The sequence below is a fragment of the Peptoniphilus lacrimalis DSM 7455 genome (genome assembly GCF_000378725.1).
GTDB classification, from domain to species: Bacteria; Bacillota; Clostridia; order Tissierellales; family Peptoniphilaceae; genus Peptoniphilus_A; species Peptoniphilus_A lacrimalis.
This window is the reverse complement of the sequence record NZ_KB900373.1, coordinates 23,491-49,287: the sequence shown is the minus strand read 5'-3', so window position 1 is coordinate 49,287 and position 25,797 is coordinate 23,491. Positions and strand designations below refer to the sequence as shown.

The 25,797-nt window shown below is 30.2% G+C and carries 23 protein-coding genes; 6 read left to right on the top strand and 17 right to left on the bottom strand.

Translation table 11 applies throughout. The features are described 5' to 3' along the window. Positions 1-15: 15 nt before the first annotated feature. Genes F594_RS0106610 through F594_RS0106600 form a run of 3 tightly spaced genes read left to right on the top strand, consistent with a single transcriptional unit; the run spans position 16 to position 3,824 of the window. Positions 16-1,605 carry a sugar ABC transporter ATP-binding protein gene (locus F594_RS0106610; protein WP_019035000.1) on the top strand — a complete coding sequence of 530 codons (1,590 nt, stop codon included), beginning with the start codon at positions 16-18 and terminating at the stop codon, positions 1,603-1,605. A 1-nt stretch (position 1,606) separates the two neighbouring features. After that, entirely contained in the window at positions 1,607-2,683 is a 1,077-nt protein-coding gene (locus F594_RS0106605) for an ABC transporter permease subunit (protein ID WP_004825024.1), read from the top strand. Beyond that, on the top strand, positions 2,676-3,824 hold the full coding sequence (locus tag F594_RS0106600) for an ABC transporter permease subunit (protein ID WP_009345829.1): 1,149 nt from the start codon (positions 2,676-2,678) through the stop codon (positions 3,822-3,824). Before F594_RS0106605 ends, F594_RS0106600 begins: the two co-directional genes overlap by 8 nt. A gap of 33 nt (positions 3,825-3,857) precedes the next feature. On the opposite strand, the gene F594_RS0106595 is transcribed toward F594_RS0106600, so the two are convergent. The 4 genes from F594_RS0106595 to F594_RS0106575 all read right to left on the bottom strand — a co-directional run bounded on the left by F594_RS0106595 (position 3,858) and on the right by F594_RS0106575 (position 8,121). Beyond that, a complete protein-coding gene (locus F594_RS0106595; RefSeq protein ID WP_019034999.1) occupies positions 3,858-4,487 on the bottom strand; it encodes a cytidylate kinase-like family protein in 630 nt (209 codons plus the stop codon). A 94-nt stretch (positions 4,488-4,581) separates the two neighbouring features. Beyond that, a complete protein-coding gene (locus F594_RS0106590) occupies positions 4,582-5,466 on the bottom strand; it encodes a DMT family transporter (RefSeq protein WP_019034998.1) in 885 nt (294 codons plus the stop codon). Between the two features lie 102 nt (positions 5,467-5,568). Then, positions 5,569-6,471, bottom strand: a complete 903-nt coding sequence (locus F594_RS0106585) for a DMT family transporter (protein WP_019034997.1) — start codon at positions 6,469-6,471, stop codon at positions 5,569-5,571. 357 nt (positions 6,472-6,828) lie between these two features. Continuing rightward, a complete protein-coding gene (locus tag F594_RS0106575) occupies positions 6,829-8,121 on the bottom strand; it encodes a S1C family serine protease (protein ID WP_019034995.1) in 1,293 nt (430 codons plus the stop codon). Between the two features lie 433 nt (positions 8,122-8,554). Between F594_RS0106575 and murJ the strand changes: the two genes are divergently transcribed. Both murJ and F594_RS0106565 read left to right on the top strand, forming a co-directional pair. Next, positions 8,555-10,156 (top strand): murein biosynthesis integral membrane protein MurJ, encoded by a 1,602-nt coding sequence (gene murJ / locus F594_RS0106570; RefSeq protein ID WP_019034994.1) that lies wholly within the window; start codon positions 8,555-8,557, stop codon positions 10,154-10,156. A 259-nt stretch (positions 10,157-10,415) separates the two neighbouring features. Then, positions 10,416-11,459 carry a hypothetical protein gene (locus F594_RS0106565; RefSeq protein ID WP_019034993.1) on the top strand — a complete coding sequence of 348 codons (1,044 nt, stop codon included), beginning with the start codon at positions 10,416-10,418 and terminating at the stop codon, positions 11,457-11,459. 592 nt (positions 11,460-12,051) lie between these two features. Here F594_RS0106565 and pyk read toward each other — a convergent pair. The 7 genes from pyk to pta form a co-directional block, all read right to left on the bottom strand. Further along, positions 12,052-13,803: a pyruvate kinase gene (pyk, locus tag F594_RS0106560; protein WP_019034992.1), complete on the bottom strand. Its 1,752-nt coding sequence runs from the start codon at positions 13,801-13,803 to the stop codon at positions 12,052-12,054. Between the two features lie 8 nt (positions 13,804-13,811). Beyond that, positions 13,812-14,768, bottom strand: a complete 957-nt coding sequence (locus F594_RS0106555; RefSeq protein ID WP_019034991.1) for an ATP-dependent 6-phosphofructokinase — start codon at positions 14,766-14,768, stop codon at positions 13,812-13,814. Positions 14,769-14,776: 8 nt separating this feature from the next. Further along, positions 14,777-18,214: a DNA polymerase III subunit alpha gene (locus tag F594_RS0106550; RefSeq protein ID WP_019034990.1), complete on the bottom strand. Its 3,438-nt coding sequence runs from the start codon at positions 18,212-18,214 to the stop codon at positions 14,777-14,779. A gap of 54 nt (positions 18,215-18,268) precedes the next feature. Further along, positions 18,269-18,535 (bottom strand): HPr family phosphocarrier protein, encoded by a 267-nt coding sequence (locus F594_RS0106545; protein ID WP_004825121.1) that lies wholly within the window; start codon positions 18,533-18,535, stop codon positions 18,269-18,271. Further along, positions 18,528-19,469: a DNA-binding protein WhiA gene (whiA, locus tag F594_RS0106540; RefSeq protein WP_009345808.1), complete on the bottom strand. Its 942-nt coding sequence runs from the start codon at positions 19,467-19,469 to the stop codon at positions 18,528-18,530. Before whiA ends, F594_RS0106545 begins: the two co-directional genes overlap by 8 nt. A 156-nt stretch (positions 19,470-19,625) precedes the next feature. Next, positions 19,626-20,195 (bottom strand): hypothetical protein, encoded by a 570-nt coding sequence (locus F594_RS0106535; RefSeq protein WP_019034989.1) that lies wholly within the window; start codon positions 20,193-20,195, stop codon positions 19,626-19,628. Positions 20,196-20,237: 42 nt separating this feature from the next. Then, the gene (gene pta, locus F594_RS0106530) at positions 20,238-21,206 is read right to left on the bottom strand and encodes a phosphate acetyltransferase (RefSeq protein ID WP_019034988.1); all 969 of its coding nucleotides are present in this window, start codon (positions 21,204-21,206) and stop codon (positions 20,238-20,240) included. A 130-nt stretch (positions 21,207-21,336) separates the two neighbouring features. Here pta and F594_RS0106525 point away from each other — a divergent pair, with 130 nt between their 5' ends. Continuing rightward, a complete protein-coding gene (locus F594_RS0106525) occupies positions 21,337-21,753 on the top strand; it encodes a hypothetical protein (RefSeq protein ID WP_004825707.1) in 417 nt (138 codons plus the stop codon). Between the two features lie 114 nt (positions 21,754-21,867). On the opposite strand, the gene F594_RS0106520 is transcribed toward F594_RS0106525, so the two are convergent. The 6 genes from F594_RS0106520 to F594_RS0106500 form a co-directional block, all read right to left on the bottom strand. After that, entirely contained in the window at positions 21,868-22,737 is an 870-nt protein-coding gene (locus F594_RS0106520) for an IS3 family transposase (RefSeq protein ID WP_233428307.1), read from the bottom strand. Further along, on the bottom strand, positions 22,725-23,129 hold the full coding sequence (locus tag F594_RS09255; protein WP_233428294.1) for a helix-turn-helix domain-containing protein: 405 nt from the start codon (positions 23,127-23,129) through the stop codon (positions 22,725-22,727). The genes F594_RS0106520 and F594_RS09255 overlap by 13 nt, the downstream gene beginning before the upstream one ends. Then, on the bottom strand, positions 23,108-23,317 hold the full coding sequence (locus F594_RS09895) for a helix-turn-helix domain-containing protein (RefSeq protein WP_233428295.1): 210 nt from the start codon (positions 23,315-23,317) through the stop codon (positions 23,108-23,110). The genes F594_RS09255 and F594_RS09895 overlap by 22 nt, the downstream gene beginning before the upstream one ends. Before the next feature lie 124 nt (positions 23,318-23,441). After that, positions 23,442-24,038 carry a lipoprotein gene (locus F594_RS0106510; protein ID WP_019034986.1) on the bottom strand — a complete coding sequence of 199 codons (597 nt, stop codon included), beginning with the start codon at positions 24,036-24,038 and terminating at the stop codon, positions 23,442-23,444. Between the two features lie 5 nt (positions 24,039-24,043). Further along, positions 24,044-24,907 carry a polyphosphate kinase 2 family protein gene (locus F594_RS0106505; protein ID WP_019034985.1) on the bottom strand — a complete coding sequence of 288 codons (864 nt, stop codon included), beginning with the start codon at positions 24,905-24,907 and terminating at the stop codon, positions 24,044-24,046. Between the two features lie 90 nt (positions 24,908-24,997). Continuing rightward, positions 24,998-25,717, bottom strand: coding sequence for an SDR family oxidoreductase (locus tag F594_RS0106500; protein WP_009345812.1), 720 nt, complete (start codon positions 25,715-25,717; stop codon positions 24,998-25,000). Positions 25,718-25,797: the final 80 nt, after the last annotated feature.

Below are 25,797 nucleotides of genomic sequence, written 5' to 3'. Positions count from 1 at the left end.
TTATGAGGTGATATTTTGACAGAAAATCTATTAGAAGTGCAAAATGTCAGCAAAAGTTTCGGTGAAAATCAAGTTTTAAAAGATGTTAACTTCACTTTGAAAGAAGGAGAAATTCTTGGACTTGTCGGAGAAAATGGAGCTGGAAAATCTACCCTTATGAATATTATTTTCGGAATGGAATTAATTCATGAAACAGGTGGATTTAATGGCAAATTAATTTTTGACGGAAAAGAAACATCTTTTAAAAACCCAATAGAAGCTTTAAATGCTGGAGTAGGTATGGTCCATCAGGAATTTAACCTAATTCCAGGCTTTACTGTAGCTGAAAACATCACATTAAATATGGAAAATACTAAAAAATCTGTAGTTTCTTCTGTTTTCGGCAAAAAACTCGAAACAATTGATGGCAAAAAAAATATTGAAATCTCTGGTAGCTCCCTTGAAAAGCTAGGTATTTCAATAGATGCAAATGAATTAGTATCAGAGATGCCAGTTGGTCATAAGCAATTTATAGAAATTGCTAGAGAAATAACTAGAAAAAATGTTAAGTTAATAATTATGGACGAACCAACAGCCGTTCTTACTGAATCTGAAGCAAATTCTCTTATGGAATCTTTAAAAAGACTTTCTTCTCTTGGTATAGCAATTATTTTTATCTCCCATCGTTTAAGAGAAATTTTAACTATTTGCGATAAGGTTGTTGTTTTAAGAGATGGTATTGTTGTTGAAAATAGACCTAATAAAGATTTATCTATAGAAGAGATTGCTAATTGGATGGTAGGAAGAAATTCTGACGACAAAATGGATGTTGTTAAGAAAAATAAAAAAGATATTGATGGCAAAGATACAATAATGAACATCAATAATTTATGGGTCGATATGCCTGGTGAAGCTGTTTTTGATGTTAGCTTATCTATTAAAGATGGCGAAATACTTGGTATAGCTGGACTTGCCGGTCAAGGAAAACTTGGGATTCCAAATGGAATTTTAGGTACTTATCCTGTAGGCGGTGAAGTTACTTTTAAGGGTGAAAAACTAAAACTTGGAAATACTTCAAAAATTCTTAAAAAAGGCATAGCATTTGTATCAGAAGATAGACGTGGAGTTGGTCTACTTTTAGATGAACCTATTTATTGGAATATTGCTTTTAATTCAATGCAAGTGCAAGATAAATATATTAAGAAAATATTAGGGCTTAAATTTAGAGATGAAAACGCCATGAAAGAATTGGCAAAAAATTACATTGATAGCCTCGCTATTAAATGCACAGGTCCTGAACAAAAAGCTGGTAATCTTTCTGGAGGTAACCAACAAAAAATTTGTCTTGCAAAAGCTTTTGCCATGAATCCAGAACTACTTTTTGTTTCTGAGCCGACTCGTGGTATAGATATTGGAGCTAAACAACTTGTTTTGGAAGCTTTGGAAAAATTCAACAATGAAAACAACACAACAATTGTTATGGTTTCTTCTGAACTTGAAGAATTAAGATCAATATGTGATAGAATTGCAGTAATCTGTGAAGGTAAAATTGCAGGAATTCTTCCGGCTGATGCTAGCCCCGAAAAATTCGGTCTATTGATGAGTGGAGAAAGTGTGGAGGTTTAAGGTGAAAAATAAAAATTTATTACAAAAATTTGGTTTGGCAAGAACAATAATTGCCCTCTTTTTAATAGCCTTATTTATAGCTGCTCCTTTTGCTGGTGTTAGTATAAAAGACTCTTTTGAAAATGTACTTTCAAGATTTGGTATGTTTTCAATATTAGTGCTTTCTCTTGTACCTATGGTTCAATCAGGTTGCGGACTTAACTTTGGTATTCCAATAGGAGTTGTTTGTGGTATCCTTGGTGGAGTTACATCTATAGAATTTGGATATGTAGGATATATGGGCTTATTTATGGCAATGGTTTTTGCTATACTTTTCTCCATATTTTTCGGCGCTATATATGGTTATGTTTTAAATAAAATTATGGGTGATGAAATGCTTATAGCTACTTATGTTGGTTATTCATTCACATCTTTTATGTGTATAGCTTATTTACTACTACCCTACAAAAATCCAGTTTCTGTTTTATCTTATGGAGGAACTGGACTTCGTCAACAAATTCCTGTTGCAAACTATTGGATGAAACAAGTTATTGGTAATTCAGGAAATAAGATGACTATGGGACTTATAAGTAAATTTTTATCATTTAATATAGGTGGAGTTCATGTACCTATAGGTATGTTTTTATTATTTGCATTTTTTGCCTTCCTTGTTTGGTCTTTCTTTAAAACAAAAACAGGAACAGCTATGACTGCTGTAGGTTCAAACCCTGAGTATGCAAAAGCAAGTGGTATAAATATTTCAAGAGTTAGATTTGTTTCTGTTATTTTATCAACAGCTATTGCTTCTGTGGGAATAATTGTTTATCAACAATCCTATGGATTCATTCAGCTTTATCAAGCACCTCTAGCCTTTACTTTCCAAACAGTTGCTGCCCTTTTAATAGGTGGTGCTAGTATAAATAAGGCTACAATACCTCATGTTATAATTGGTACTTTTCTATTCCAAGGAATTATAACTCTTACACCTACTGTTATAAATGGTGCTTTTAATATTGATATTTCAGAAATACTTCGTATAATTGTTACAAATGGTATGATTCTATACGCACTTACAAGGAGGAACAAAGTAAATGAATAAAAATTTTGGAAAAACTTTAAGAAGCTCCATGGTTCCAATCCTATTTATAGTAATTTGCGGGATAGGAATTATAATTGCAAAACCACCAATAGCCTCTGTTACATCAGAACTTGCCACAAGATTAGTTAGAAATACTTTCTTAGTTCTTTCTTTACTAATTCCTATTATGGCAGGTATGGGAATTAACTTTGGTATACCTTTGGGAGCTATGAGCGGTCAAATCGGTCTTATATTTGCCCAAGATTGGGGATTTACTGGAGCTACCGGTCTTCTTGTAGCTGCTCTTATAGGTACACCCATTTCAATTTTACTTGGACAATTTTCTGGTATGGTTCTAAATAAAGCTAAGGGTCGTGAAATGATTACATCAATGATGCTTTCATTCTTTATACTTGGTTGGTATATGCTATTTTTACTTTTCTTCTGTGGAACAATAATCCCAATAAGGACTAAGGAATTGTTACTTTCTGAAGGATTCGGTATTAAAAATTCCCTTACCCTTGCATCTCGTGGTGCTTTAGATAATATTTTAAAATTTAGGATAAATTTGCCAGTTGGTCAAAGTCAAGCAATAAGATTTGATGTACCAATAATGACCCTTGTAGTCATTGGTATCTTGTGTGTTTTTGTTGTATGGTTTAAAAGAACAAAACTCGGACATGATATGAAGGCAGTCGGTCAAGACCAAATAGTATCAACAAATGCTGGTATGTATTCAAATAAAATTAGAGTTCAATCTATAATTATTTCAACTGTTCTTGCATGTTATGGTCAAATTATTTATCTGCAAAATATAGGCACTCTTTCCACATACGGAGGTCAAGACCAAGCAGCCCTTTATGCAGCAGCTTCCCTTCTAGTTGGTGGTGCTTCAGTTTCAAAGGCATCAATACCTAATGCAATCTTAGGTACAGCTCTTTTCCACTTGATGTTTATAGTAATGCCTCAAGCAGGAAAGGTAATCGCAGGAGATGCCATGATTGGAGAATATTTCAGAACTTTCCTTTCCTACGCAGTAGTAACTATAGCACTTATTATGCACGCTTACGAAAGGGCTAAAGCTTCTGAAGAAAAGAGATTAGAAACCAGACAGCAAAGAGAAAGGGCAACAGCCCAAGCTTCTGAAAAAATAAATAATTAAGAAAAAATCCCGAAATTTTCTTTCGGGACTTTTTTATCTTATTTTTTTATTGGCTAATTTAATTATTATATCCTCAATAGTATCAAAGGAAAATGCAGAAGAGTCAATAGATAAGTCATAAACCGATGATTTACCCCATAATCTTCCTGTGTTTCTCTCATAGTGATTTTTTCTTTTCATATCTTCCCTATTCATCTTAGTTTCTATCTTATCTTTTTTAATGTTATAGTCTTTTTCAATCCTATTTAATTTAAAATCTTCTGATGCATAGATAAATACGCTTAGAACTATATCATCACCAAGTACATAATCTGCACACTTGCCCAAGATAACGCATTGACCTTTTTTTGCAATGTCCCTTATAGTTCTTGAATCCATAAGAAATTGTGCATCAGAAAAGGCTATATCTTCCTGTGAATAAGAATAATTTTCTCTATATAGATCATAAATTGTGCCTTGTAAGAAAGAATCATCTTTACTCAAATCCTCAGGTTTGACTTTCTTTTCTAAAGTCATAAGCTCTATTAATTTAGAATCGTAAAATTTAATATTTTCCTTTTCTGCAATATTTGCAGCTATATTATAAGCTCCAGACCCATATTCTCCGTCTATAGCAATTATCTTTTTACTTTTGTTAGAAAAAATTTTATCAATAAGTGACATCATCTCACCTCATTTTAATTATAAAATATAAATTTGAAATAAAAATTTTAGAATTTTGTTAATTTTATGAAAAAAATATTAAATCTCATTAATATTAAACTTTTTTCTTAGATGGTAGTTGTGCAATAATTGTTACTACTAGGATAATTATACATCCTGTAATTTCTCTTAGATTCATCTTTTGACCAAGAATCATCCAACCTCCAACAGCAGCGAATACTGATTCTAAGGAAGAAACCAATGAACCTATTGTTGGATCAATATCTTTAATTGCAATCATCTGTAGGGTAAAACCTACCCCTGATGAAAGAACACCTACAAAAAGTATTGCTGGAATTGCAGCTTTTAAACTTGCAAGGACTATTTCTTCCTTAAATATTGCAATAACAAGAGATACTAGCATAACTACAAAAAATTGTGTCAGAGAAGCTAGGATAGCTTGGCAGTCATTTGGAAGTTTTGTCATAACCATGATATGTAAAGCAAAAAATATAGCTGAAAATAAAACCAAAAGATCATATCCATTTATTGTAAAGTTTTCCTTAACAGAGAGTAAATATGTTCCAACCATGGCAAAAAAAACGCACAAAATAATTCTTGGTTTTATTTTTTTGCCTAAGAAAAAATCAAATATTGGAATCAAAACTATATATGTAGCAGTTAAAAATCCCGCCTTGCCAGTAGTTGTACCAATAATACCCATTTGTTGGAAATTTGTGGCAACTGTCATTAAAAGTCCACATACTGAACCAAATATGATTGTACTTTTTAAGGAAAAAATCTCATTTTTGTAATAATTTGATGTTTTTTTAAAGAAAAGATAAGTCAGCCATAAAAAAATACAGGCTACAAAGGACCTGGCAGTATTAAAGGTGAATGGCCCGACTTCTTGCAAACCCAAGGCTTGGGCTACATAAGAAAAACCCCATATAATTGCTGAGATAAGTAGCATAATTACGGATTTAAATTCTCTAGTCATCTTACACCTCCAAAAAATTTGCACCTGATAATAACAAAGTGCAAAATAAAAATAGTAAATAAGTAAATTTACGAAATAATTTTAAATTGATTAAGTAAACCTTTACCCTTTACTCAATCCTTTTGTTTTCCCCTTACTTGGTAATTGTGCAACCACTGTGGCTATTAATATTATAACACACCCACTAATCTCTCGTAAATTCATTCTTTGATTTAAAAATATCCATGCGCCTATAACTGAAAAAACCGATTCCAAAGATGCTACCAAAGAACCTATTGTTGGATCAATATCTTTGAAAGCTAGCATTTGTAATGTATAAGCAATACCAGATGAAATAATACCTACAAATAAAATTTCCTTATAAGCTTTAAATAAATTTATAATCGCAATATCTTCAAACAAAAAAGCAAGAATTATTGATAGTATGCTCGTTACAAAAAACTGAATCATAGAAACTAAAATCTTTTCACAATCATCAGGGCATGTTGCCATTATCATAATATGTATGGCAAAAAATAATACAGAAACAAGAACCAGTATGTCATAGGAATTTATAGATAAATTTTCCTTTACTGATAAAAGATAAACTCCGCACATTGCTATAAATATGCAAAATATTATTCTATTTGAAATTCTTTTTCCAAAGAAAAATTGAATCAAAGGTATTATCACTATATAAGTAGAAGTTAAAAAACCAACCTTACCTGCACTAGTCCCCAAAAGAGATAACTGCTGGAGATTATTTCCTACTGTCAAAAGCAAACCACATATAACTCCATATTTTATAGTTTTATTAAGTGAATAAATTTCATTTTTATAATAAGGTATAGTTCTTTTGAAAATATTATATATAATGATTAAGAATACTCCACCAACCAAAAATCTAGCAAAATTAAATGTCAAGGGTCCAACATGACTCATACCGCTAACTTGAGCTACATAGGCAAATCCCCAAATAATTGCCGCTGTTAAAAGCATAATAGTAGACTTTAATTCTCTAGACATAACTCACCCCTTGTTTTGAAAACGTTAATCATAATTACAGACTTAAATTTTTTATTTTGATTTGATGTACTTTATAAGTGCAAAAATAACTAATATAATAAGAATAACTTTTACTATGACCATAATAGAGCCTAAAATTATAGGAATATTTATTAACATAAGCCCTCCTTTATTAATAGTTATTAAATTTCCGTTTTATTTTACTATATTTATTTTATTATATCATTTTGTGGTTTTTGTGTAAATAATATCATTTTATAATTCTTCTCCGCTTGGCTTATAAATTTATAAAAATAAAAAATGCTACAGCTTGTGCCATAGCATTTTTTATTAAATACTAATCAAATTAATGTTTATTTATTCTCCGAAAAAAGACCTCATATATTCTCTATATTGATTAAAAGGATCTGACTCATCATAATTACCTTGTGAATTTTGACCTTGGTCTTGTCTATTTTCAAAGTTTTCTTGTGTTTTTTTATCTTCCTTTAGCTTTTCACTTACAGGAACCCTGTAATTTGTAAAAGTCAATTCTGTTTGTTTTTCTTTGCCTTCCCTTATATAAGTTATGGTGACTTTATCTCCTTCTTGATACTTGTAAAGGGCAGCCTTAAGGTCTTTAACTCCTTTAATTTTGTCATCACCAAGTTTTGTAATAACATCTCCAACTTCTAGACCTGCAGTTTTCGCTGGCGAATTATCAAAAACTTTTAAGATAAATATCCCTTCATCTATTCCCAAATCTTTACCGATAATTTGGTTGGCATATTGAGCATCTGCTGAATATACACCAAGAGATAATTCCTTGTAATCTCCATTTTTCACAACTTGATTGATTATTGTTTTTACATAATTAATTGGTATTGCAAATCCAAGACCTTCTGCAGATTGAACTTTTACTGTATTTATACCTATAACTTGTCCTTGTGCATTTAATAAGGCACCGCCTGAGTTACCTCCATTTATTGAAGCATCAGTTTGTATTAGCCCCATCATATAGCCACCACCAGAAACTTGACCAACATATCTATTCAATCCTGAAATAATACCTTGAGTAACAGTTTGACTAAATTGTAGAGAAATTGGGTTACCAATAGCTATTGCCACATCCCCTATATTTAATTTATCACTATCTCCAAGCTCTGCTGGAACAAGTTTTTCTTTAGTATTAACTTTAACTACAGCAAGATCAACATTTTCGTCAACCCAAATAGGTTTACCTTCTACAGTAACATCTTTATCAAGTTGAACATTTACCTTATCCACTACTTGATTATTTAATTTTACAACGTGAGCATTTGTTACAATATATCCTTTGTCATCAAAAACTATACCTGAACCCATACCTTGGACTTGAACAGGTCCAAAAAATGATGGTTGCACACCTGTTGTTGTAATCCCAACTACTGATGGCATTGATTTTTTTGCCACAGCACTAGCTACAGTTGAAACATCGCTTGCATTTATAGTTATATTCTTTGATGAATTTTCTGAATTAGCAGGAAATTTTTTATAAAAACAATAACTTGTAAATGCTGAACCTATAACTCCGCCTATAATCGCAAAAATTAAAGTCAAAATTATAAGGCCATTACCAGATTTTTTCCCTCTAGTGGATTTGTTACTTTCTATTATATTTCTATCTTCCAAAATTATTCCTCCTTATTTTTAGCTTGAATAAATATTAATAAATAAGTGTGAAAAAATAATGACAGCTTGTTTAAAGACAATTGAAAATCAATATCTAAAACTTCTAAATTTGAAGCTTATTTTTTATTTTTTTGTCAAAAGGAAAAACAACCATATTTTTAGTAGAGATAAAAATTTTTCTTGCAGATATAGATTAATTATTGTCCTTTTAAAATTAAATTTATAAATTATTTTTTCCCATTTTACTATATCTAAATCAACAAGTTTTATATAATATGTAAATAAAGGACATACGACAGTAAAATTAATTATTTAAATAAAATAATTGCATTAAAAATTTTAAAGTTTTATAATAGTTAAGATTGCTTTTAAAGGCTAAATATTGACACATACATACTTTATAAATATAATCTATAAAGACATGGAGGTTTAAATGAATAAAAAATCATCTAATGGCTCAAAAATTGCAAAATCAACCCTTGCCCTAATAATATTTTCACTAATAGGCAAAGTTTTTGGTTTTGTTAGAGAATCTTTAACAGCTAATGTATTTGGAGCAACTGTTGAAATGAGTGCATACTCACTTGCTCAAGCTGCTACAGCTATGATTTCAGCTTTCGTAACATCAGCTATAGCTACAACTTTTATCCCGGCCCTACAAAGAGCCGAAAATGATTTGGGAGAAGAGAGAAAAAATTATTTCACAAACAATCTTCTTTCTATATCAAGTGTAGTTTCAATTATATTAATATTACTTGGTTGGTTTTTTCCAAGACAAATTGCTTACTTAACAGCTTCTAGAGCAAACCCTGAAACTTTTAAAATAGTAGTAAGACTTATTCAACTCGGAATGCCTGTAGTAATTTTTTCTTGCTGGGTAGGTGTTTTTACAGGATATTTGCAATATGGTGGAAAATTTGCAGCGACAGGAGCAATATCTATTCCCTTAAATATTGTCTATATTGTTTATCTTGCTATGTTTTCCCACCATGTAGGAATAGTAGGTTTAACTGTTGCAGCAGTTGTCGGAGCCTTTGCACAATTTTTATTTCTATTACCAGACTCTTTTAAGCTAGGATATAGACCTAAACTTATTTTTGACCTAAAAGATAAATATGTAAAAGAAGCATTAGAATTATCCTTACCTGTTTTGGTATCTGTTTCTGTAAATGATATTAATACAGCCGTAAACAGATCTTTAGCTTCCGGTATGGGAACTAAAGCCCCTTCAATTTTATATTTTTCCAACAAAATGAATACTTTAATAATAGGAATTTTTATAGCTGCTGTTACAGCTATAGTTTATCCAATTCTAACAAGATCTTTTGGAAGAGGAAATATGCTTCAAGGGAAAAAAGTTATGAATGCCTCAATAAAATCAGTTTTATTTTTAACAGTCCCGGCAACAATAGGTATGATTATCCTAGCAAGACCTCTTATAGAAATTGCATTTGTCCATGGTAAATTTACAGTAGAAGATGGAATTAGTGCAACTTCAACTTTAAGATTTTACTCATTATCGCTTATTTCTATATCTCTTACCAATGTACTAAATAGGATTTATTATTCACTAAATGATACAAAGACTCCTTTTGTTATAGGTGCTTTAAATGTAATAATTAATGTTGGTCTTAATTTATTAGTCGCTCACCATTATGGAACAGATGGACTTGCCGCTTCAGTATCTATTGCTACAACTGCTGCTGTCTTTATAGGCTTCTACCTTCTACGCAAAAAAATTGGAAATTTAGGCACAAAGTCCTACATTAAAGCCATAATTAAAACGGTAATGGCCTCAGTTGCCATGGGATTAGTAGCACTTACCTACTTCCCAATAGAAAAAATATTATTCTCCTTTAGCTCAGGAGCAATGTTAACCCTACTAAGACTCATAGTATTATTGATAGTAGTTTCGATAGCAGCTCTAATCTACCTTGTAATTCTATATTATTTAGGTGTAAGAGAAATTAGAGATTTAGTAGCAATTCTTAAAGAAAAAATTCAAAATAGAAATTTAAAATCAGCTAATAAATAAGAATATTATAAAACTTAATATATTATTTAATAAAACTCAGTAAATCCTGAGTTTTATTTTTTTTCATATAATGGAATATATTTCTTATTTTGATATTTCTATTGACAATTTAAATTTGCCAGCTTATAATATAAATGATTTAACAAATAAATAAAATCACCCCTAAGAAAATCCCCCGGCAGGGATTTTTTTTATATTTTTTTTCAAATTCTTGTTGTTATATTATAGTAAAATGGTATAATATCAGTGGAGGTGCTTTATGAGAACATTTACATTACTAATAATTCTTGCAGTAATTTTATGCATTATTGCTTTTATTATTATAAAAAATATTTTAGCAAAAAACGAAAGTTTAGCACATGACCAAAATTTAATTGAGTGGGAAAAATCAAGAAATTCAAAAAACAATACTGAAGATGAAAACCTTATTAGTAAAGATAATAAGAATTCCACAATTGAAAATACAAGTAATGAAAGTGATTTTTCAGATAGTAAATATTTAGTTGATAAGGATAAGGCAAAAACTCCTAGCAAACCTTCCGAAAAATCTAATGATTCTAATGTTAATAAGTCTAAAACAATTGAGTGTGGGCTTAACATTGATGATAAAAAAAATAAAGAAGTAAAAGAAGATTACTTAAATCAAAACGAGGAGGCTAATGATTTGGTTAAGAAAAGAAGAAAATATCAAAGTAAAGAAACAACTAATAAAGATTTAGAAAACAAAAATTTTGATCTTGAAAAAACTGAAATAAAAACTCAAGAACAAGTAAAAGAAGAGATAAATGACAAAAAAATTTCTTCCCCAGAAAAAGTTAAGGCTGCAAATTCACATATTAAGGAAGTTGATGATTTCATAAATAATATTGAAGATATTGACTCTTTAAAAAAATCTTCTCCTAAGCTTTGTCAAAAAGAAAATTACGATTCAAAATTAGACTTTCACAAGTCCATTACAACTGGCGGCATGGATGAATTTGAAAAAACAGAAATTCAAATTAAAACTGGAGATTATAACTTATTTGATGTAGTTGAATTTATTAAAAACACAAAAACTCTTCCAACTAAAATCAGTAAGAAAAAGCTTCTAACATTGCAATATTCTTCAACAAATAAAGAAGATATAAGAAAAATCCTATCAAATAATAAAATTATTGATGAAAAAGAGTTAAACGCTTTAAATGAAAATTCATCTGTAAACTCAACCATCATAATTGATAAGGAAAATAATAAAATCACAGAAGTAACAGATTCTATAAACTATAGTGATTCAAAAAGAACAATATTCTCAAAATTTTATTAAGGTCTTTTGAAAAGTTTTGTGTATCAGCCCTCCTGATAGGATGTGGCTGATATTTTTTTAATATCTTAAAAATAAATATATTAAAAATTTCACTTTTATGAATCTTTGTAAGCTAATTTTGGAACAAGAAAATTAGATTCTGTCTTCAAAGTATATTGTTAGCTGAGATAATATTTGATTTTCTATGTTAGATATGTATTTGTCGTTTGTGCCCATAGATATATTTCTTTAATGCTTGTAGTTTCAAAGCTCCTTGTCTATGTCTTGGTATGTCTAGGTTTATATTTCCATATGATGATTTGACTGTTTTTTACTTGAAGCGTTTCTAGTGTTTAATGATAGTAGATATTCATCGTAATCATAGTCTAAATGTTCTTACACTTCTGATTTAAGCATTTCTTCATTGTTTCTCCTAAAAAATCTTTTAAAGCTTCTTGTAAATCTTGTACTGTTTATGGCTAATAATTTTCGATTAATATTTTGATGTTTTGATTCTTCTTGTTTATTGTCTTTTTCTTGGCATAAAAATTCCTCCTGATTATTATCTTATCAAGAGGAATTTTTATACACAAAATATTTCAAAGTTCCTATTCTAATGACTGTTTCCTTGACTTATTGTGCCGTATGTTGAATTAATGCTTATTATATCTCCTGTTTTTATTTTTTCTGTTATATTTTTTGCTCCTACTATTGTGGGAATTGCTAAACTAACCCCAACAACTGCTCCGTGAGATGTGTATCCGGCTTTTTCTGTTACCAATCCACCTGCTCTTTTTATATAAGGCATCATTTCTTTATTTGTAAATTTACTTACAATAATATTTCCATTTTTAAAGAAATTTACCAGATCATTAAGTTCGTTAACTACTATGGCTTTAGCGGTTATTTTCCCATTTCCGAGTCCTGTTCCCCTTGCAATTATTTCTTCTATATTTTCAATTTTTATTAAATTTGTAGAACCTGATAGACCAACAGGAACACCAGCAGTCACTATAACCTTGTCACCAGAGGAAAGATAATTTTGTTTTTTGGCTTCCTCTATAGCTTCTGAAATCATAAGATCTATATCTTCATAATTATCAAGTAGAATTGATTTGACTCCCCATTCAAGATTTAGTTGACGTCTTACCTTAGTATCGGGAGTTGCTGCAAGAATTAAACATTCAGGTCTAAATTTTGATATGGCACGAGATGTATTACCGCTTGTTGTTGCTGTTAAAATTAATTTAACTCCTAAATCTCTTGCCATTTGACAAGTTGATTTACCAATTGCATTTGTTGTAGTGTTAGAAATTTCTTCTATTTTTCTCTGTAAAATTTGAGAAAAATCCATAGATTTTTCTGTTACTTCTACAATTTTTCTCATGGTTTCTACGGCTTGTACTGGAAAAGAACCTCCTGCAGTTTCGCCTGAAAGCATAACAGCACTTGTTCCATCAAGGACTGCATTAGAAACATCATTGGCTTCAGCCCTTGTAGGTCTTGGATTTCTCATCATAGAATCAAGCATTTGCGTTGCAGTTATTACTGCTTTTCCCTTTAAATTGCATTTTTTTATTATTTGTTTTTGTGCAATAGGAACCTCTTCTGTTTCTATCTCTACTCCTAAATCTCCTCTTGCTACCATTATTCCATCACTTGCATCAATAATCTCATCAATATTATCCATTGCAGATTTTGACTCTATTTTTGAAATAATTAAAGTTGAAAAATCTCCAGCTTCTTCTAAAACTTTTCTTATGTTGTATATATCTTCCTTTGTTCTTACAAAAGATGCGGCAATAAAGTCTACTCCCATCTCTACACCAAATTTTAAATCCTCAATATCAGATTCTGTCAAAGCTTCTAGAGATAAGTTTGTGTCAGGTACATTTACACCCTTATGAGAGGATATTTCTCCTCCATTTTCTACAACAGTGTATATATCTTCACCTGAGATTTTTTGAACTTTTAAACCAACAAGACCATCATCAATTAAAATTTTTGCTCCAACTTTTATATCTCTAGGTAAATTTTTATATGAAACTGATGCTATTTTATCATCTGCAAGAACTTCTCTTGTGGTTAATATAAAAGTTTCTTCTGCCTTTAGGTTAACTTTTTTATTATCCTTAAAATCTAAAAGTCTAATTTCTGGTCCCTTTGTATCAAGCATTATAGCTATAGGAATCTTTAGTTCTTCTCTTAATTTTTTTATTTTTTCTATTCTTTTTCTATGTTCCTCATGATTTCCATGAGAAAAATTAAGTCTTGCAACATCAACACCTCTTAGAAAAATCTCTCTTAAGGTTTCTAAATCATCACATGCCGGGCCAATTGTGGCTACAATTTTTGTTCTTCTCATAACTGCTCCTATATTGAAATTATCTTTAGTATATTCAACAAGTTGTAGGAAAATTTACTTTCTTCGCTAAAAATTTCCTCAAGATTTCTTGTAATTATTGATTCTTTCCTTGTTCCAATAGCAAGGTTAAAATTATTTTTATTTATTTCTTCTATTGCCCTAAATCCCATTTGCGATGCTAAAATTCTATCAAATACGCAAGGGCTTCCCCCTCTTTGAATATAACCGGGAATTGTTACTTTTGTGTCAATTCCTGTTAAAGATTGGAATTTATCGGCAAATTCATAAGGGCTACCCATAGCTTCTGATATTAAAATAATATGGTGCCTTTTGCCACGATTTTTGCCAAGGATGGCTTTTTTTGCAATCTCATCAATATCTGTCGGGCATTCTGGAACTAAAATATTTTCTGCTCCACCAGCCAAACCTGCATAAAGAGCTATATCTCCGCAATTTCTACCCATAACCTCAACTACATTTGCTCTTCCGTGGGATTCTGTTGTATCCCTAATTTTTGAAATCAAATCGCAAAGAGTTTCAAGGCATGTCATAAAACCTATTGTATAATCTGTGTAAGCTAAGTCGTTATCTATTGAAGCAGGAATTCCCATGACTTTTATTCCGGCATTTTTTAATTTTAATGCTCCTTTTAAAGATCCATCTCCTCCACAGACTATTAAGACATCAATATTAAAAATATCTAAAACATTTATTGCTTTATTAAAACCATCTTGCTCTTGGAAAGATGGACTTCTTGATGTACCTAAAAAAGTTCCGCCTTTTTGAATAACATCTCCAACAGATGATTCATTAAGCTCTATAACTTTGCCTTCAATTAGTCCTTGGTAGCCCGATTCTATACCATAAACTTTGTGTCCATAATATATTCCACTTCTTACTACAGCCCTAATTAAGGGATTCATTCCAGGTGCATCTCCGCCACTTGTTAATATTGCTATATTCATAATTTTACCTACTTTAAAATAATTTTATTTGGATTCTCATTTAAATATACTAAAAGCTCAAGCTTAATATTTTCAAATTCTTTTTCGTTAATCCATATAGACATATCGGTTCCATAAGTTTTCTTTTGACTTTCGTCATAAAAAATGACAGGAACATTTCCTCTATATGACTTTAACACTTCTTTTATACCCACTAAAATATTTTTATCCGCCATAGATTTTATGGATATATATAATTTCTTGTCACTGGGTTCTTGTATCTGTATCAAACTATCAACTATTATTTTTGGATCCTCTACATCAGATGAAGAAATATGTCCCATAATGGCAAGAACTTTTCCATCTTCAATTAAATTTTTATATTGGGAATAAGTTTTGGGAAAAATTATTAACTCTATTGTTCCAAATAAATCTTCCAAAGATGCAAAAGCCATTACCTTATTAGTTTTTGTAATCATGGTCTTTTTGTTTTTTAATAGTCCTGCAATTCTTATATCTTTATTTTGAATTAAAGAAGAGCTGTTATAAGACTCAAAAATTTCTCCTGTATTGGTGTTAGAAAAACTTATAAGTGCAGGTCTATAGTCATCTAAGGGATGACCGGAAACATAAATACCTATAACTTCTTTTTCCATGTTGAGCTTATCCCTTAATGAAAAATCTTTTAAATTTGGTAGATCTTCAGACTTATTTAAATTTCCAAACAAAGTAACTTGACCTCTAATGTTGTTTCTTATGGATTTTTGATTATTCTCCATAACTTTTTCATATACTGCCAAATACTGTGCTCTATTTCCATTAAAGTCATCTAAAGCTCCACACCTAATTAAAGATTCCAAAGCTTTTTTATTTAGGACTTGAGCACTAACTTTTTGAACCTTATCTACAAAATCCCAAAGACTTGTAAAATTTCCTAATTTATCTCGTGCTTGGACTATTGCTTCAATTAAATTTTCTCCAACATTTTTTACTGCCTTAAGTCCAAAACGAATTTTTTTACCTTCAACGGTGAAATTTTTTTGTGAATAATTCACATTTGGAGGCAAAAGTCCAATACCTAATCTTTTTAATTCTTCTATATAAAGGCTTACCTGCTTAATATCAGATGTATATGTTGAAATTTGTGCTGCCATAAATTCCCTTGGATAATAGTATTTAATCCATGCACTCCTATAAGCTATAACAGAATAAGCAACTGAGTGAGATTTGTTAAAGGCATAATCAGCAAAGTCAATAATTAAATCATAAATTTCATTGGCAGATTTTTCATCCACTCCATTTCTTATAGCCCCACATACATTGTCTTTTTCATTTCCATAGATGAAATTCTTTCTTTCTTCTTCCATGACAGCCATTTTTTTCTTGGAAATTGCACGCCTTACTATGTCTGCTCGTCCCAAAGAATATCCGCCAACAATCTGAACTATCTGCATAACCTGTTCCTGATAAACGATGCAACCGTAAGTATCTTTTAATATAGGCTCTAAAATTGGATGAATATAAGAAATTTTACTTTTATCGTGCTTAGATTCAATAAACTTAGGAATCTGTTTCATAGGTCCCGGTCTAAAGAGTGCATTAGCCGCAACAAGATCTGAAAAAGCATCAGGTTTTAATTCCTTTAAGAACAATCTCATGCCAGAAGATTCAAACTGAAATACACCTAAGGTTTCAGCTTTAGCAAACATTTTTAAAACCTTCTCATCATCATAGGTAAATTCAGAAAAGTCAATTTTTACTTTATAATTATCATATACCAGTGAAATTGCATCCCTTAAGACAGTTAGAGTTCTTAGACCTAAAAAGTCCATCTTAAGAAGTCCCAACTCTTCAAGCTGAATCATATTAAACTGGGTAGCAATAATTTGGTCATTACGAGTTAGTGGTACATAATCTGTCAGAGGATTTTTTGAAATTACTACTCCTGCAGCATGAGTTGATGTGTGACGAGGAAGACCTTCAATTCTTTTTGCAATATCAATTAAATTTCTAGCTTCCTTGTCTTTTTCATAAAGTTCTTTAAAAGATTCTGAAATATCAAGAGCCTTATCTAAAGTCATCTTAAGTGCATGAGGCACCTGTTTTGCAATATAATCAACTCTAGAATAAGCAATATCTAAAACTCTTCCGACATCACGAATAGCCTGACGTGATTGCATCGTTCCAAAAGTTACAATTTGAGCTACTCTTTCGTCGCCATATTTTTCACAAACATAATCAATAACTTCTTCACGTCTTTCATAGCAAAAGTCAATATCAATATCAGGCATTGATACTCTTTCTTTATTTAAAAATCTTTCAAAAAGTAAATCAAATTTTAAGGGGTCAATATCAATAATACCAAGACCATAAGAAATTATTGAACCTGCTGCAGAACCTCTTCCAGGTCCAACCTGAATATTGTTTTTTTTCGCATAGTTAATGAAGTCCCAAACAATTAAAAAATAGTCCACAAAGCCCATTTGTGTAATTGTTTGAAACTCCATATTAAATCTATCTTTAATTTTTTTATCAATAACTTTGTATCTTTTATTAAGACCTTCTTTTGCAAGCTTTTCTAAATAGGATTCATTGGTATAACCACTTGGCACTTTAAATTCTGGAAGATGATAATGCCCAAATTCAAAATCAACATTGCATCTATCTGCTATAATCCCTGTGTTATTTATAGCATCCAAATTATCAGAAAAAATATTTTCCATTTCTTCAGCAGACTTTAAATAAAATTCCTCTGTTGGAAACTTCATTCTTTTTTCATCTTTAATTTTGGATCCTGTCTGTATGCACAAAAGAACATCAGTAGCTTTTGCATCCTCTTTTTTTAGATAATGCACATCATTAGAACAGCTTAGACTTATGCCAGTTTCTTCTGAAAGTCTATTAAGTTCCCTGTTAACTCTTTTTTGTTCGGGAATTCCATGGTCCTGAAGTTCTAAAAAGAAATTATCTTTGCCAAAAATATCCCTATATCTTAGAGCTGCTTTTTTAGCCCCATCATAATCTCTTCTTTGAATCAATCTTTGTACCTCTCCGGCTAGGCAAGCTGAAGTGGCAATGATTCCCTTTGAATATTTTTTCAAAACATCTAAATCGACTCTAGGTTTGTAATAATATCCGTCTACAAAAGCAATCGATACAATCTTCATCAAGTTTTTTAAACCTTGATTATTCTCTGCAAGTAAAACTAGATGATATCTTTCATTAGTCCTATCTTTTAAATATAAGGACTTTTGGCTAACATATATCTCGCAACCAATTATTGGTTTTACACCAACTTTTTTACAAGCTTTGTAAAAATCAATTGCCCCATACATATTGCCATGATCAGTAAGAGCTACAGCTTTCATTCCTAACTCTTTTGCTCTTACGGGAATTTCTTCTATTTTAGTAGAAGCATCTAGAAGGGAATATTCACTATGCACATGTAAATGAATAAAATTTGACATAAATCCCTCCTCAATTAAAATATTTTAAAACAAAAAATATAATAAATTTTTCCTTTAAATTTTTGCAAACTCATTTCCAATTAATTTATATAAGGTATCCACAGCCTCTTTTTCATCGCTGCCATCAGCATAAATAGTTACTTTTTCACCTTTAAAAGCTCCTAAAGACATAATGCCAATTATACTCTTTCCGTTGACTTTTTCTTCATGTGCTTCCAAGCTTATCTCAGAGGAAAATTTGTTAGCTTCTCTTACAAAAAGTGCAGCCGCTCTTGCATGAAGTCCATCTTCATTTGTCAAAGTGATGGATTTATTAGTCATTTAAATCACCCCTTAATTTATTTGCTATGTTGTTAATCTTTTTAAATCTATAATTTATAGTAGATTTAGATAGGGGTGGTTTCAACATTTTACCGATTTCCCCTAAAGATATATCTCTGTGTTTTAGTCTTATAAGACAAATTTCTCTTAAATCATCTGAAATCTTGTCAAGACCTAAGTGTTCTTTTATATATAATATATTTTGAACTTGATTATAGGATGTTTTAACAATTTTATTAATATTGTAAGATTCACAATTTACAATTCTGTTCACATTGTTTCTCATGTCTTTTATGACTCTTGTATTCTCAAAATCCAAAAGAGAATTATGAGCCCCCATAAGACTTAATATATCACTTATACTCTGAGCATCCTTCAAGTAAATAATCAGATTGTCCTTTCGAGTGACAATTTTTGCTCCCAAATTAAAATAATTTATGTTATCTCTTAAAAATTGTGCATGTTCTAAATTATTACATACAAATTCTAAATGATAACTTTTTTTGGGGTCTACAACAATACCTGCTCCTAAAAAAGAACCTCTTATATAAGCTTTTTTACCCAATACGTCCTGTGTTAAATTCAAAGGTTTGTAATTTCTAGTAAATACGTTTTCACCTTTTAAAAATTTAATCTCATCTAATAAAACCTTGGAAGAGTTCTCATCAAGACTTATTGTATAAAGATTTTTTTTTAGCTGCTTAGACTTAACATTTCTAACTTCACAATTAAAATCGAAATATCTCCTCAAAAAAGTAAAAACTCTTCTTGTTAAGGATGGATTTTCCGTATTAAATTCCAAGAAAATTTTACCATTATTATAACTTAGAATACCACACATGGGTACAAGGCCACTCAGCTCAGCAAGTACAATTTCATACCCTGAAACAGGAAGTTTAGAAAGTTCTTCCTTGACATTAGATGAAAAACTCACATAATCACCTCAATTAACCATGTATAAATATACTATCAGAAATTTTAAATTTTTTCTACATTTTTTTAATAATATTTATTGATGAAACTATAAGATTTTTACTATATGAAAAATATTAAATAAAAGCCAAGCATCCGGCAATACCCGTTTTTACATTTAATTTTCTAATTCTTCATCTATAAATTTTTCAAATTCTTCTTCATCCTCAGGTAGGCTATCAACAAAAGATGGATCTAAATGAGCAAAAAACCACCTTTCTCCTTTACCGCTAATAGTTATAGCTTCGCCATCTTCTGAATCTTGAAGTTCTCTATTTACTTCATATCCACGAGATTTTAAAGCTTTTTGGACGCGCTCAAATGCTTTTTCTCTTTGGTCAATATATGTCTTTAAATCTTTATTATCAATGGCATAATTTTCAATAACACTAAAGCCTTCGATTATTCCATTACCTTTTAAAGATAAATCTGTCAAATCACTTATACCAAAATAAATTTCACTGTATGGGGCAAAGGCATACTTACTTATAGGAATTAAATTCCCATTAATCTCAATATCCTCATAATCTTTAAGACTGTCCCTATAAAAACTTATATGGTAAATATCATCAAATGTTGTAATTTCAATATTTAAAAGTTTTTTAATGAATTTTTTAATATCTTTAAAATCATCAAACAAACCAATATTTAAATTTTTTTCTTCTTGTAAAAAATATAAAAGTTTCATATATTTATATCATTATGTAAAAGAGCAGCTGCTCTTTTAATATTATAAAGCTTCAGCTGCTGTAACTATTGCTAAATCGTAAACTTCATCTTCAACGCATCCACGAGAAAGGTCATTTACTGGTCTATTTAATCCTTGTAGTATAGGTCCTATTGCCTTATATCCACCAAATCTTTGAATCAATTTATATCCAATATTTCCTGCTTCAATATTAGGGAAAATGAATACATTAGCACTCCCATGTAATGGTGAATCAGGAACTTTCTTATCTGCTACTTCTTTAACAAAAGCTGCATCAAATTGTAATTCCCCATCAATTAACATATCTGGATTTTTTTCTTTTGCAAGTTTTGTTGCATTAGCTACCAATGTAACTCTGTCATGCTTTGCTGAACCGTGGCTTGAGAATGAAAGCATAGCAATTCTTGGTTCTAGTCCGAATTTTCTTGCAGTTTCTTCTGTAACAACTGCAACTTCAGCAAGTCCTTCTTCATCAAGGTCTGTATTAATTGCACAGTCAGCAGCTACATACATTTTGTCATCTCTTAGTAAAACAAAAGCTCCGCTTGTTCTTTTAATACCTTCTTTAGTTTTAATAATTTGAAGAGCTGGTCTTACTGTTTCAGCAGTAGTGTGATTTGCACCTGAAACCATTCCATCAGCCTTACCCATATAAACATACATTGTTCCAAAATAATTTGGATCTTTTAAAATATCTCTAGCTTGTTCAACAGTTGCTTTTCCCTTACGTCTTTGAACAAAAGCATCAACCATTTTGTCAAATTCTTCAAAATTTTTTGGGTCAACTATTTGTAAATCTGAAAGATTAACCCCTTCTTTTTGGGCTAAATTTTTAATTTCTTCTACATCACCTAAAACAATAGGTTCAATTACTCCATCATTTTTAAGTCTAATTGTTGCTCTTAAAACTCTTGAGTCATTTCCTTCAGGAAATACAATTTTTACATTTTTACCTTTTAATTTTTCACTCAATGATTCGATTAATGACATTTTTATCAACGTCCTCCTTTTTCTTCAAAATAATTATAACACATTTAAATATTTTTTAAACAACTATATGAGCACTTATTTGCTTTTTATATATGGATATTTAGTATATAATGTAGGTGAGGTGAATTTTTTGAGCAAAATTATAAAAGAATTTTTTAAAGTCGAAACAATTGATGCCCTGCCTACAGGAAAAATTGAAGATATTTTAAATTTAGTTAATGATACTTATTTAGAAGTTATGGCTAGAAATCACCAAGTAGATTATGATAATTTATCAATGGATGATATAAAGGAAGAATTACATAAAAATATTTTAGAAAATTTCAAAGCTACTCTTATGAGCTTTGACAAAAAAGAACTTAAATCTTTTAATGAATTTTACCAAGGTATAGTAGATTATTCTGATGAAATGGTCTATGTAAATTTAAAAAAATTCTTATCTTTAGGATTTATCTTTTTATTTTTATCAAAGAGCGGAGGATATTTTACTTTTGTGATGCCCGACCCATTGATCGACCAATTTGAAGAACTTTTAAGAACTAGCTAAAAACTGATACCCATAAATTAAGGTGACCCCATAAAGTTGGACCTAATACCAGAGTTAGAATTAAACTAGCTCTGGTATTCTTTGTCCTATCCTACCCCTAGGGGTAGGAAATTTTTATGCTGCATTTTTCTTTCTATATTCTACTGGTGATAAGTATCCTAATTTTTCTTTTATCCTTTCTTCGTTATAATATTTTATGAAATCTTCTATTGTTTGTTTTAAGTGTTCATATGAATAGAATTTGTTTCCGTAATATATTTCTTGTTTTAATATGCCAAAGAAGTTTTCCATTGGTGAGTTGTCTAGGCAATTGCCTTTTCTGGACATAGATTGGATGATGTCGTTTGCTTCTAGCCTTGATGTGTATTGATCTTTTTGATATGCCCATCCTTGATCTGAGTGGAATATTCTTTTTTCTTTTGTTTTGTTAGTTACCTTTATTGCTTTGTCTAAGGCTTTTAGGATTGGTTCTATTGTTGGTTGTTTTGATATTTCATAGCTTAGTATTTCACTGTTGTACATATCTAAGTATGGGTTTAGATAGAGTTTCTTTATTTGGTATGTTCCTGTTTTATCTTTTTCAAAATATTTAAATTCTGTTGTATCTGTTGTTATTTGTGTGTATGGTTTTTCTACTTTAAAGTTTCTTTTTATCTTATTGTCTGCTATTTTTCCTACTTGTCCTTTGTAGGATGAGTATTTTCTTGATTTCCTTGAAAAAGATTTTACTTGTAGTTTTAGATTTTGAACTAATCTTTGAACTCTCTTTTTGTTTATTATTAGTCCTGATCTTTTTAACATTGCAGTTATTCTTCTGTAGCCATAGTTTGGATTGTCTTTTCTGATTTTTAGTATTTTATCTTCTATTTCTTTATCTTTATTTGGCCTATTTAAGCGTTTTTGCCAATACATGTATGTTGATTTTGGAAAATCGAAGTATTTTAACAAGTCTTTAAGTTTGTATTTGCTTCTTAAAACCCCGATTGTTTCAGCAATTGTCTTATTTCTGCATCTGTCATTTGAGACAATTCTATCTTTTTTTTTATTGCATCATTTTCTAATTGAAGCCAATAGTTTTGTTCTTCTAATTTCTTTATTTTTTCTTTTAATTGTGCTTCTGTTAATGAATTATTTTCTAAGTTTGTTAAGTTTGCTGATGAATCTATTTTGATATCTTTTGATTTCTTCGGTAATTTTGGCATTTTTGAAGGTCTTCCTTTCTTCTTAGGTTCTAGTCCTTCAATTCCTTTTTCTCTAAAGTCTTTTACCCATCTTGTTATTATTGATGGATTGTTTATCTTTAATTCATTTGCTAGGCTCTGATAGGACATTTCTCCTGTTAAGTACAAGTTTACTACATATAACTTAAATTCCAAAGTATATTGTGTATTTTTCTCTTTACTTTTAGCCCTTCATAGCCTTGAGACTTGTATGCATTTACCCATCTTTTTACTATTTCCTGATGAGAAAGTTTATATTTTTCTGATAAAGATTTATATGAGATATTTGTTTCTAAATATTCCTTTACTACTTTCATTTTGAATTCTGTGTTATATTTTGCCATTAAAAAACTGACCTCCTTAAGTTAGTTTTTAGGTCTAACTTTTGGGGGTCAGTTCAAATAAGGTATCAGTTTTTTGATAAAATATTTTTTGAAATAATAAATTTATATTGGTAATAAAAAAATTCTAATTAAATTCTGAAGATTTATCCATAAATTTTAAACACATTAAATAATATTCATGGTCAGCCTGCCCCTCAAATTCATCAAGTATTTTTACATCTATACTTTTAGTTCCTTTAGAAGCTGGAAAATAGTCTACTTGCATAAGTATATAGTCTTTATTTAATTCTATCTTTTCAAATTCTTCGTTAAAAGATATTGCTCTTGCTTCTTTTTTATCAACATTGACATCAGGTTTTATACTTGTAATATCTCCATTTCCTAAGCTAAAAATAAATTCATTTTCCAATAAACCACCAGCAAAAGAAAAGCTATTCTTAGAAAAATTTTTTATATATTTAAAATCTCCGCTAAAAGAAGATGTATTTTTTTCATCTATTTTCCCGTTTTTTACCCTTACAATTGATAATTTATAGGAGATAGCATTTTCAGGAACTTTAGCCTTATAAAATTTTAAATCTGGAATAATAGCTTGGTATGTTTGGAGCTTTTCTTGGTCTGTAATTCCTGTATCGGTACTCATCATAAATTTGCTTTTATTTGAAAAATTACAAGCCGTTAAAGTCATTATAATTAATAAGATTGATATTATTTTTTTCATATAGCCTACCTACTTGATTTCAAAATTTCTTTCCACTTATCTAAACTATCTTCTTCATCTTTAGAAAGTTTTGGAAATTTGGGGTCTAAAGCTTCAAGTTTTTCAAGTATAACTGTTGAAACAAGATAACGAGAAAACCATTTTCTATCTGCTGGAACTACATACCAGGGGCATTTTTTTGTGGATGTTTTTTCTAAAACATCTTCATAACACTGTCTGTACTTGTACCAATGTTGTCTTTCTAAGATATCACTCTTAGAAAATTTCCAATGTTTTTCAGGTCTCTCCAATCTTTCCATCAGCCTTTCTTTTTGTTTGTCTTTGGAGATATGAAGGTAAAATTTAACAACGCTGATTCCATTATCTGATAGGTATTCTTCAAAGTTGTTTATTTCTTCAAACCTTCTATCCCATATATCTTGACTTATAAGTTTTTCAGGAAGTGGTTGTTCTTCAACTAAATTATGAACCCTTGTTACGATAACATCTTCATAATGACTTCTGTTAAAAATACCTATTTCACCTCTTGCTGGGACCATGGAATGAATCCTATATAAATAATCCCTATCTAAGTCCATATAAGTTGGAACTTTAAAGGAAGCAACATGAGTGCCTTGAGGATTTAAACCAGTCATTATTTTTTTTATAAGCGAATCTTTTCCAGCCGCATCCATAGCTTGCAAAACAATTAAAAGTGCTTGCTTGTTTTCAGCATATAACTTTTCTTGTAAATCCTTCATCTTTTTTATATTTTCTGGAATAAGTTCCCTATAGACTTGATCCTTTGTTAGTTTTCCTTGATAAGAAGTGGGAACCTTATCTAAATTAATTTTTTCTTTAGGTCTAACTAGATATTCATCAGTATTCATAATTTACTCCCTTTTTAATATTTTAAAAGGTGGCTTTTAAGCCACCTGTTATTTTTCGATTCAAAATAAATCAAATCTTTTACACTTTAATTATAATGTAAGTCCTCCATCAATAACAAGAGTTTGACCTTGAATATATGTTGCTTGGTCTGAACATAAGAAATAAATTCCGTTAGCTATTTCATCAACTTTACCAAATCTCTTCATAGGGATTTGTTTTACATACATATCTTCAAGACCTTCAGTCATATGACTAACTATAAAACCTGGTGCAACAGCATTTACATTGATGCCCTTTCTTCCGAACTCACGAGCCCAAGTTTTAGTCATTCCCATTACGGCAGCTTTTGAAGCAACATAGTTACATTGTCCATAAGTTCCCATAATTCCTGAAACTGATGCCAAAGATACAATCTTTCCTTGTTCTCTTTTTAACATTTCAATACCTACAAGCTTTGTCATGTAGAATACAGAAATTAGATTTAAATCTATTACTTTTTTGAAATTTTCTTCACTCATTTTAACTGTGGATGCATCTAAGATTCTACCTGCATTATTAACAAGTATATCAATCTTGCCAAATTTTTCCATCGCTTTATTTACGAGTTCTTGACAAGCTTCATATGTTATTATATCTTCTTTAACTTTCAAAATTTCAACATCATAGTCCTTTAAAGAATCAATAACATTTTGAATTTTTTCTTCATTTCTATATTGAAGAACTAAATCAATTCCTTCAGATGCAAATTTTCTAGCAATTGCTCCACCAATATCCCCTGACGCTCCTGTAATTATAGCACTTTTCCTCATTTTTTTTACTCCTTTCATAATTTAATTTTTTATGCCTTCCCTAAATCTTTAGATAATACTAAATATTATCATTTTATGTA

Excerpts from the sequence above, each read along its gene's own strand:
- F594_RS0106600 (WP_009345829.1), top strand. The coding sequence starts at position 2,676 with ATGAATAAAAATTTTGGAAAAACTTTAAGAAGCTCCATGGTTCCAATC.
- F594_RS0106595 (WP_019034999.1), bottom strand. The coding sequence starts at position 4,487 with ATGTCACTTATTGATAAAATTTTTTCTAACAAAAGTAAAAAGATAATT.
- F594_RS0106590 (WP_019034998.1), bottom strand. The coding sequence starts at position 5,466 with ATGACTAGAGAATTTAAATCCGTAATTATGCTACTTATCTCAGCAATT.
- F594_RS0106585 (WP_019034997.1), bottom strand. The coding sequence starts at position 6,471 with ATGTCTAGAGAATTAAAGTCTACTATTATGCTTTTAACAGCGGCAATT.
- murJ (WP_019034994.1), top strand. The coding sequence starts at position 8,555 with ATGAATAAAAAATCATCTAATGGCTCAAAAATTGCAAAATCAACCCTT.
- F594_RS0106565 (WP_019034993.1), top strand. The coding sequence starts at position 10,416 with ATGAGAACATTTACATTACTAATAATTCTTGCAGTAATTTTATGCATT.
- pyk (WP_019034992.1), bottom strand. The coding sequence starts at position 13,803 with ATGAGAAGAACAAAAATTGTAGCCACAATTGGCCCGGCATGTGATGAT.
- F594_RS0106555 (WP_019034991.1), bottom strand. The coding sequence starts at position 14,768 with ATGAATATAGCAATATTAACAAGTGGCGGAGATGCACCTGGAATGAAT.
- F594_RS0106550 (WP_019034990.1), bottom strand. The coding sequence starts at position 18,214 with ATGTCAAATTTTATTCATTTACATGTGCATAGTGAATATTCCCTTCTA.
- F594_RS0106545 (WP_004825121.1), bottom strand. The coding sequence starts at position 18,535 with ATGACTAATAAATCCATCACTTTGACAAATGAAGATGGACTTCATGCA.
- F594_RS0106535 (WP_019034989.1), bottom strand. The coding sequence starts at position 20,195 with ATGAAACTTTTATATTTTTTACAAGAAGAAAAAAATTTAAATATTGGT.
- pta (WP_019034988.1), bottom strand. The coding sequence starts at position 21,206 with ATGTCATTAATCGAATCATTGAGTGAAAAATTAAAAGGTAAAAATGTA.
- F594_RS09895 (WP_233428295.1), bottom strand. The coding sequence starts at position 23,317 with ATGGCAAAATATAACACAGAATTCAAAATGAAAGTAGTAAAGGAATAT.
- F594_RS0106510 (WP_019034986.1), bottom strand. The coding sequence starts at position 24,038 with ATGAAAAAAATAATATCAATCTTATTAATTATAATGACTTTAACGGCT.
- F594_RS0106505 (WP_019034985.1), bottom strand. The coding sequence starts at position 24,907 with ATGAATACTGATGAATATCTAGTTAGACCTAAAGAAAAAATTAATTTA.
- F594_RS0106500 (WP_009345812.1), bottom strand. The coding sequence starts at position 25,717 with ATGAGGAAAAGTGCTATAATTACAGGAGCGTCAGGGGATATTGGTGGA.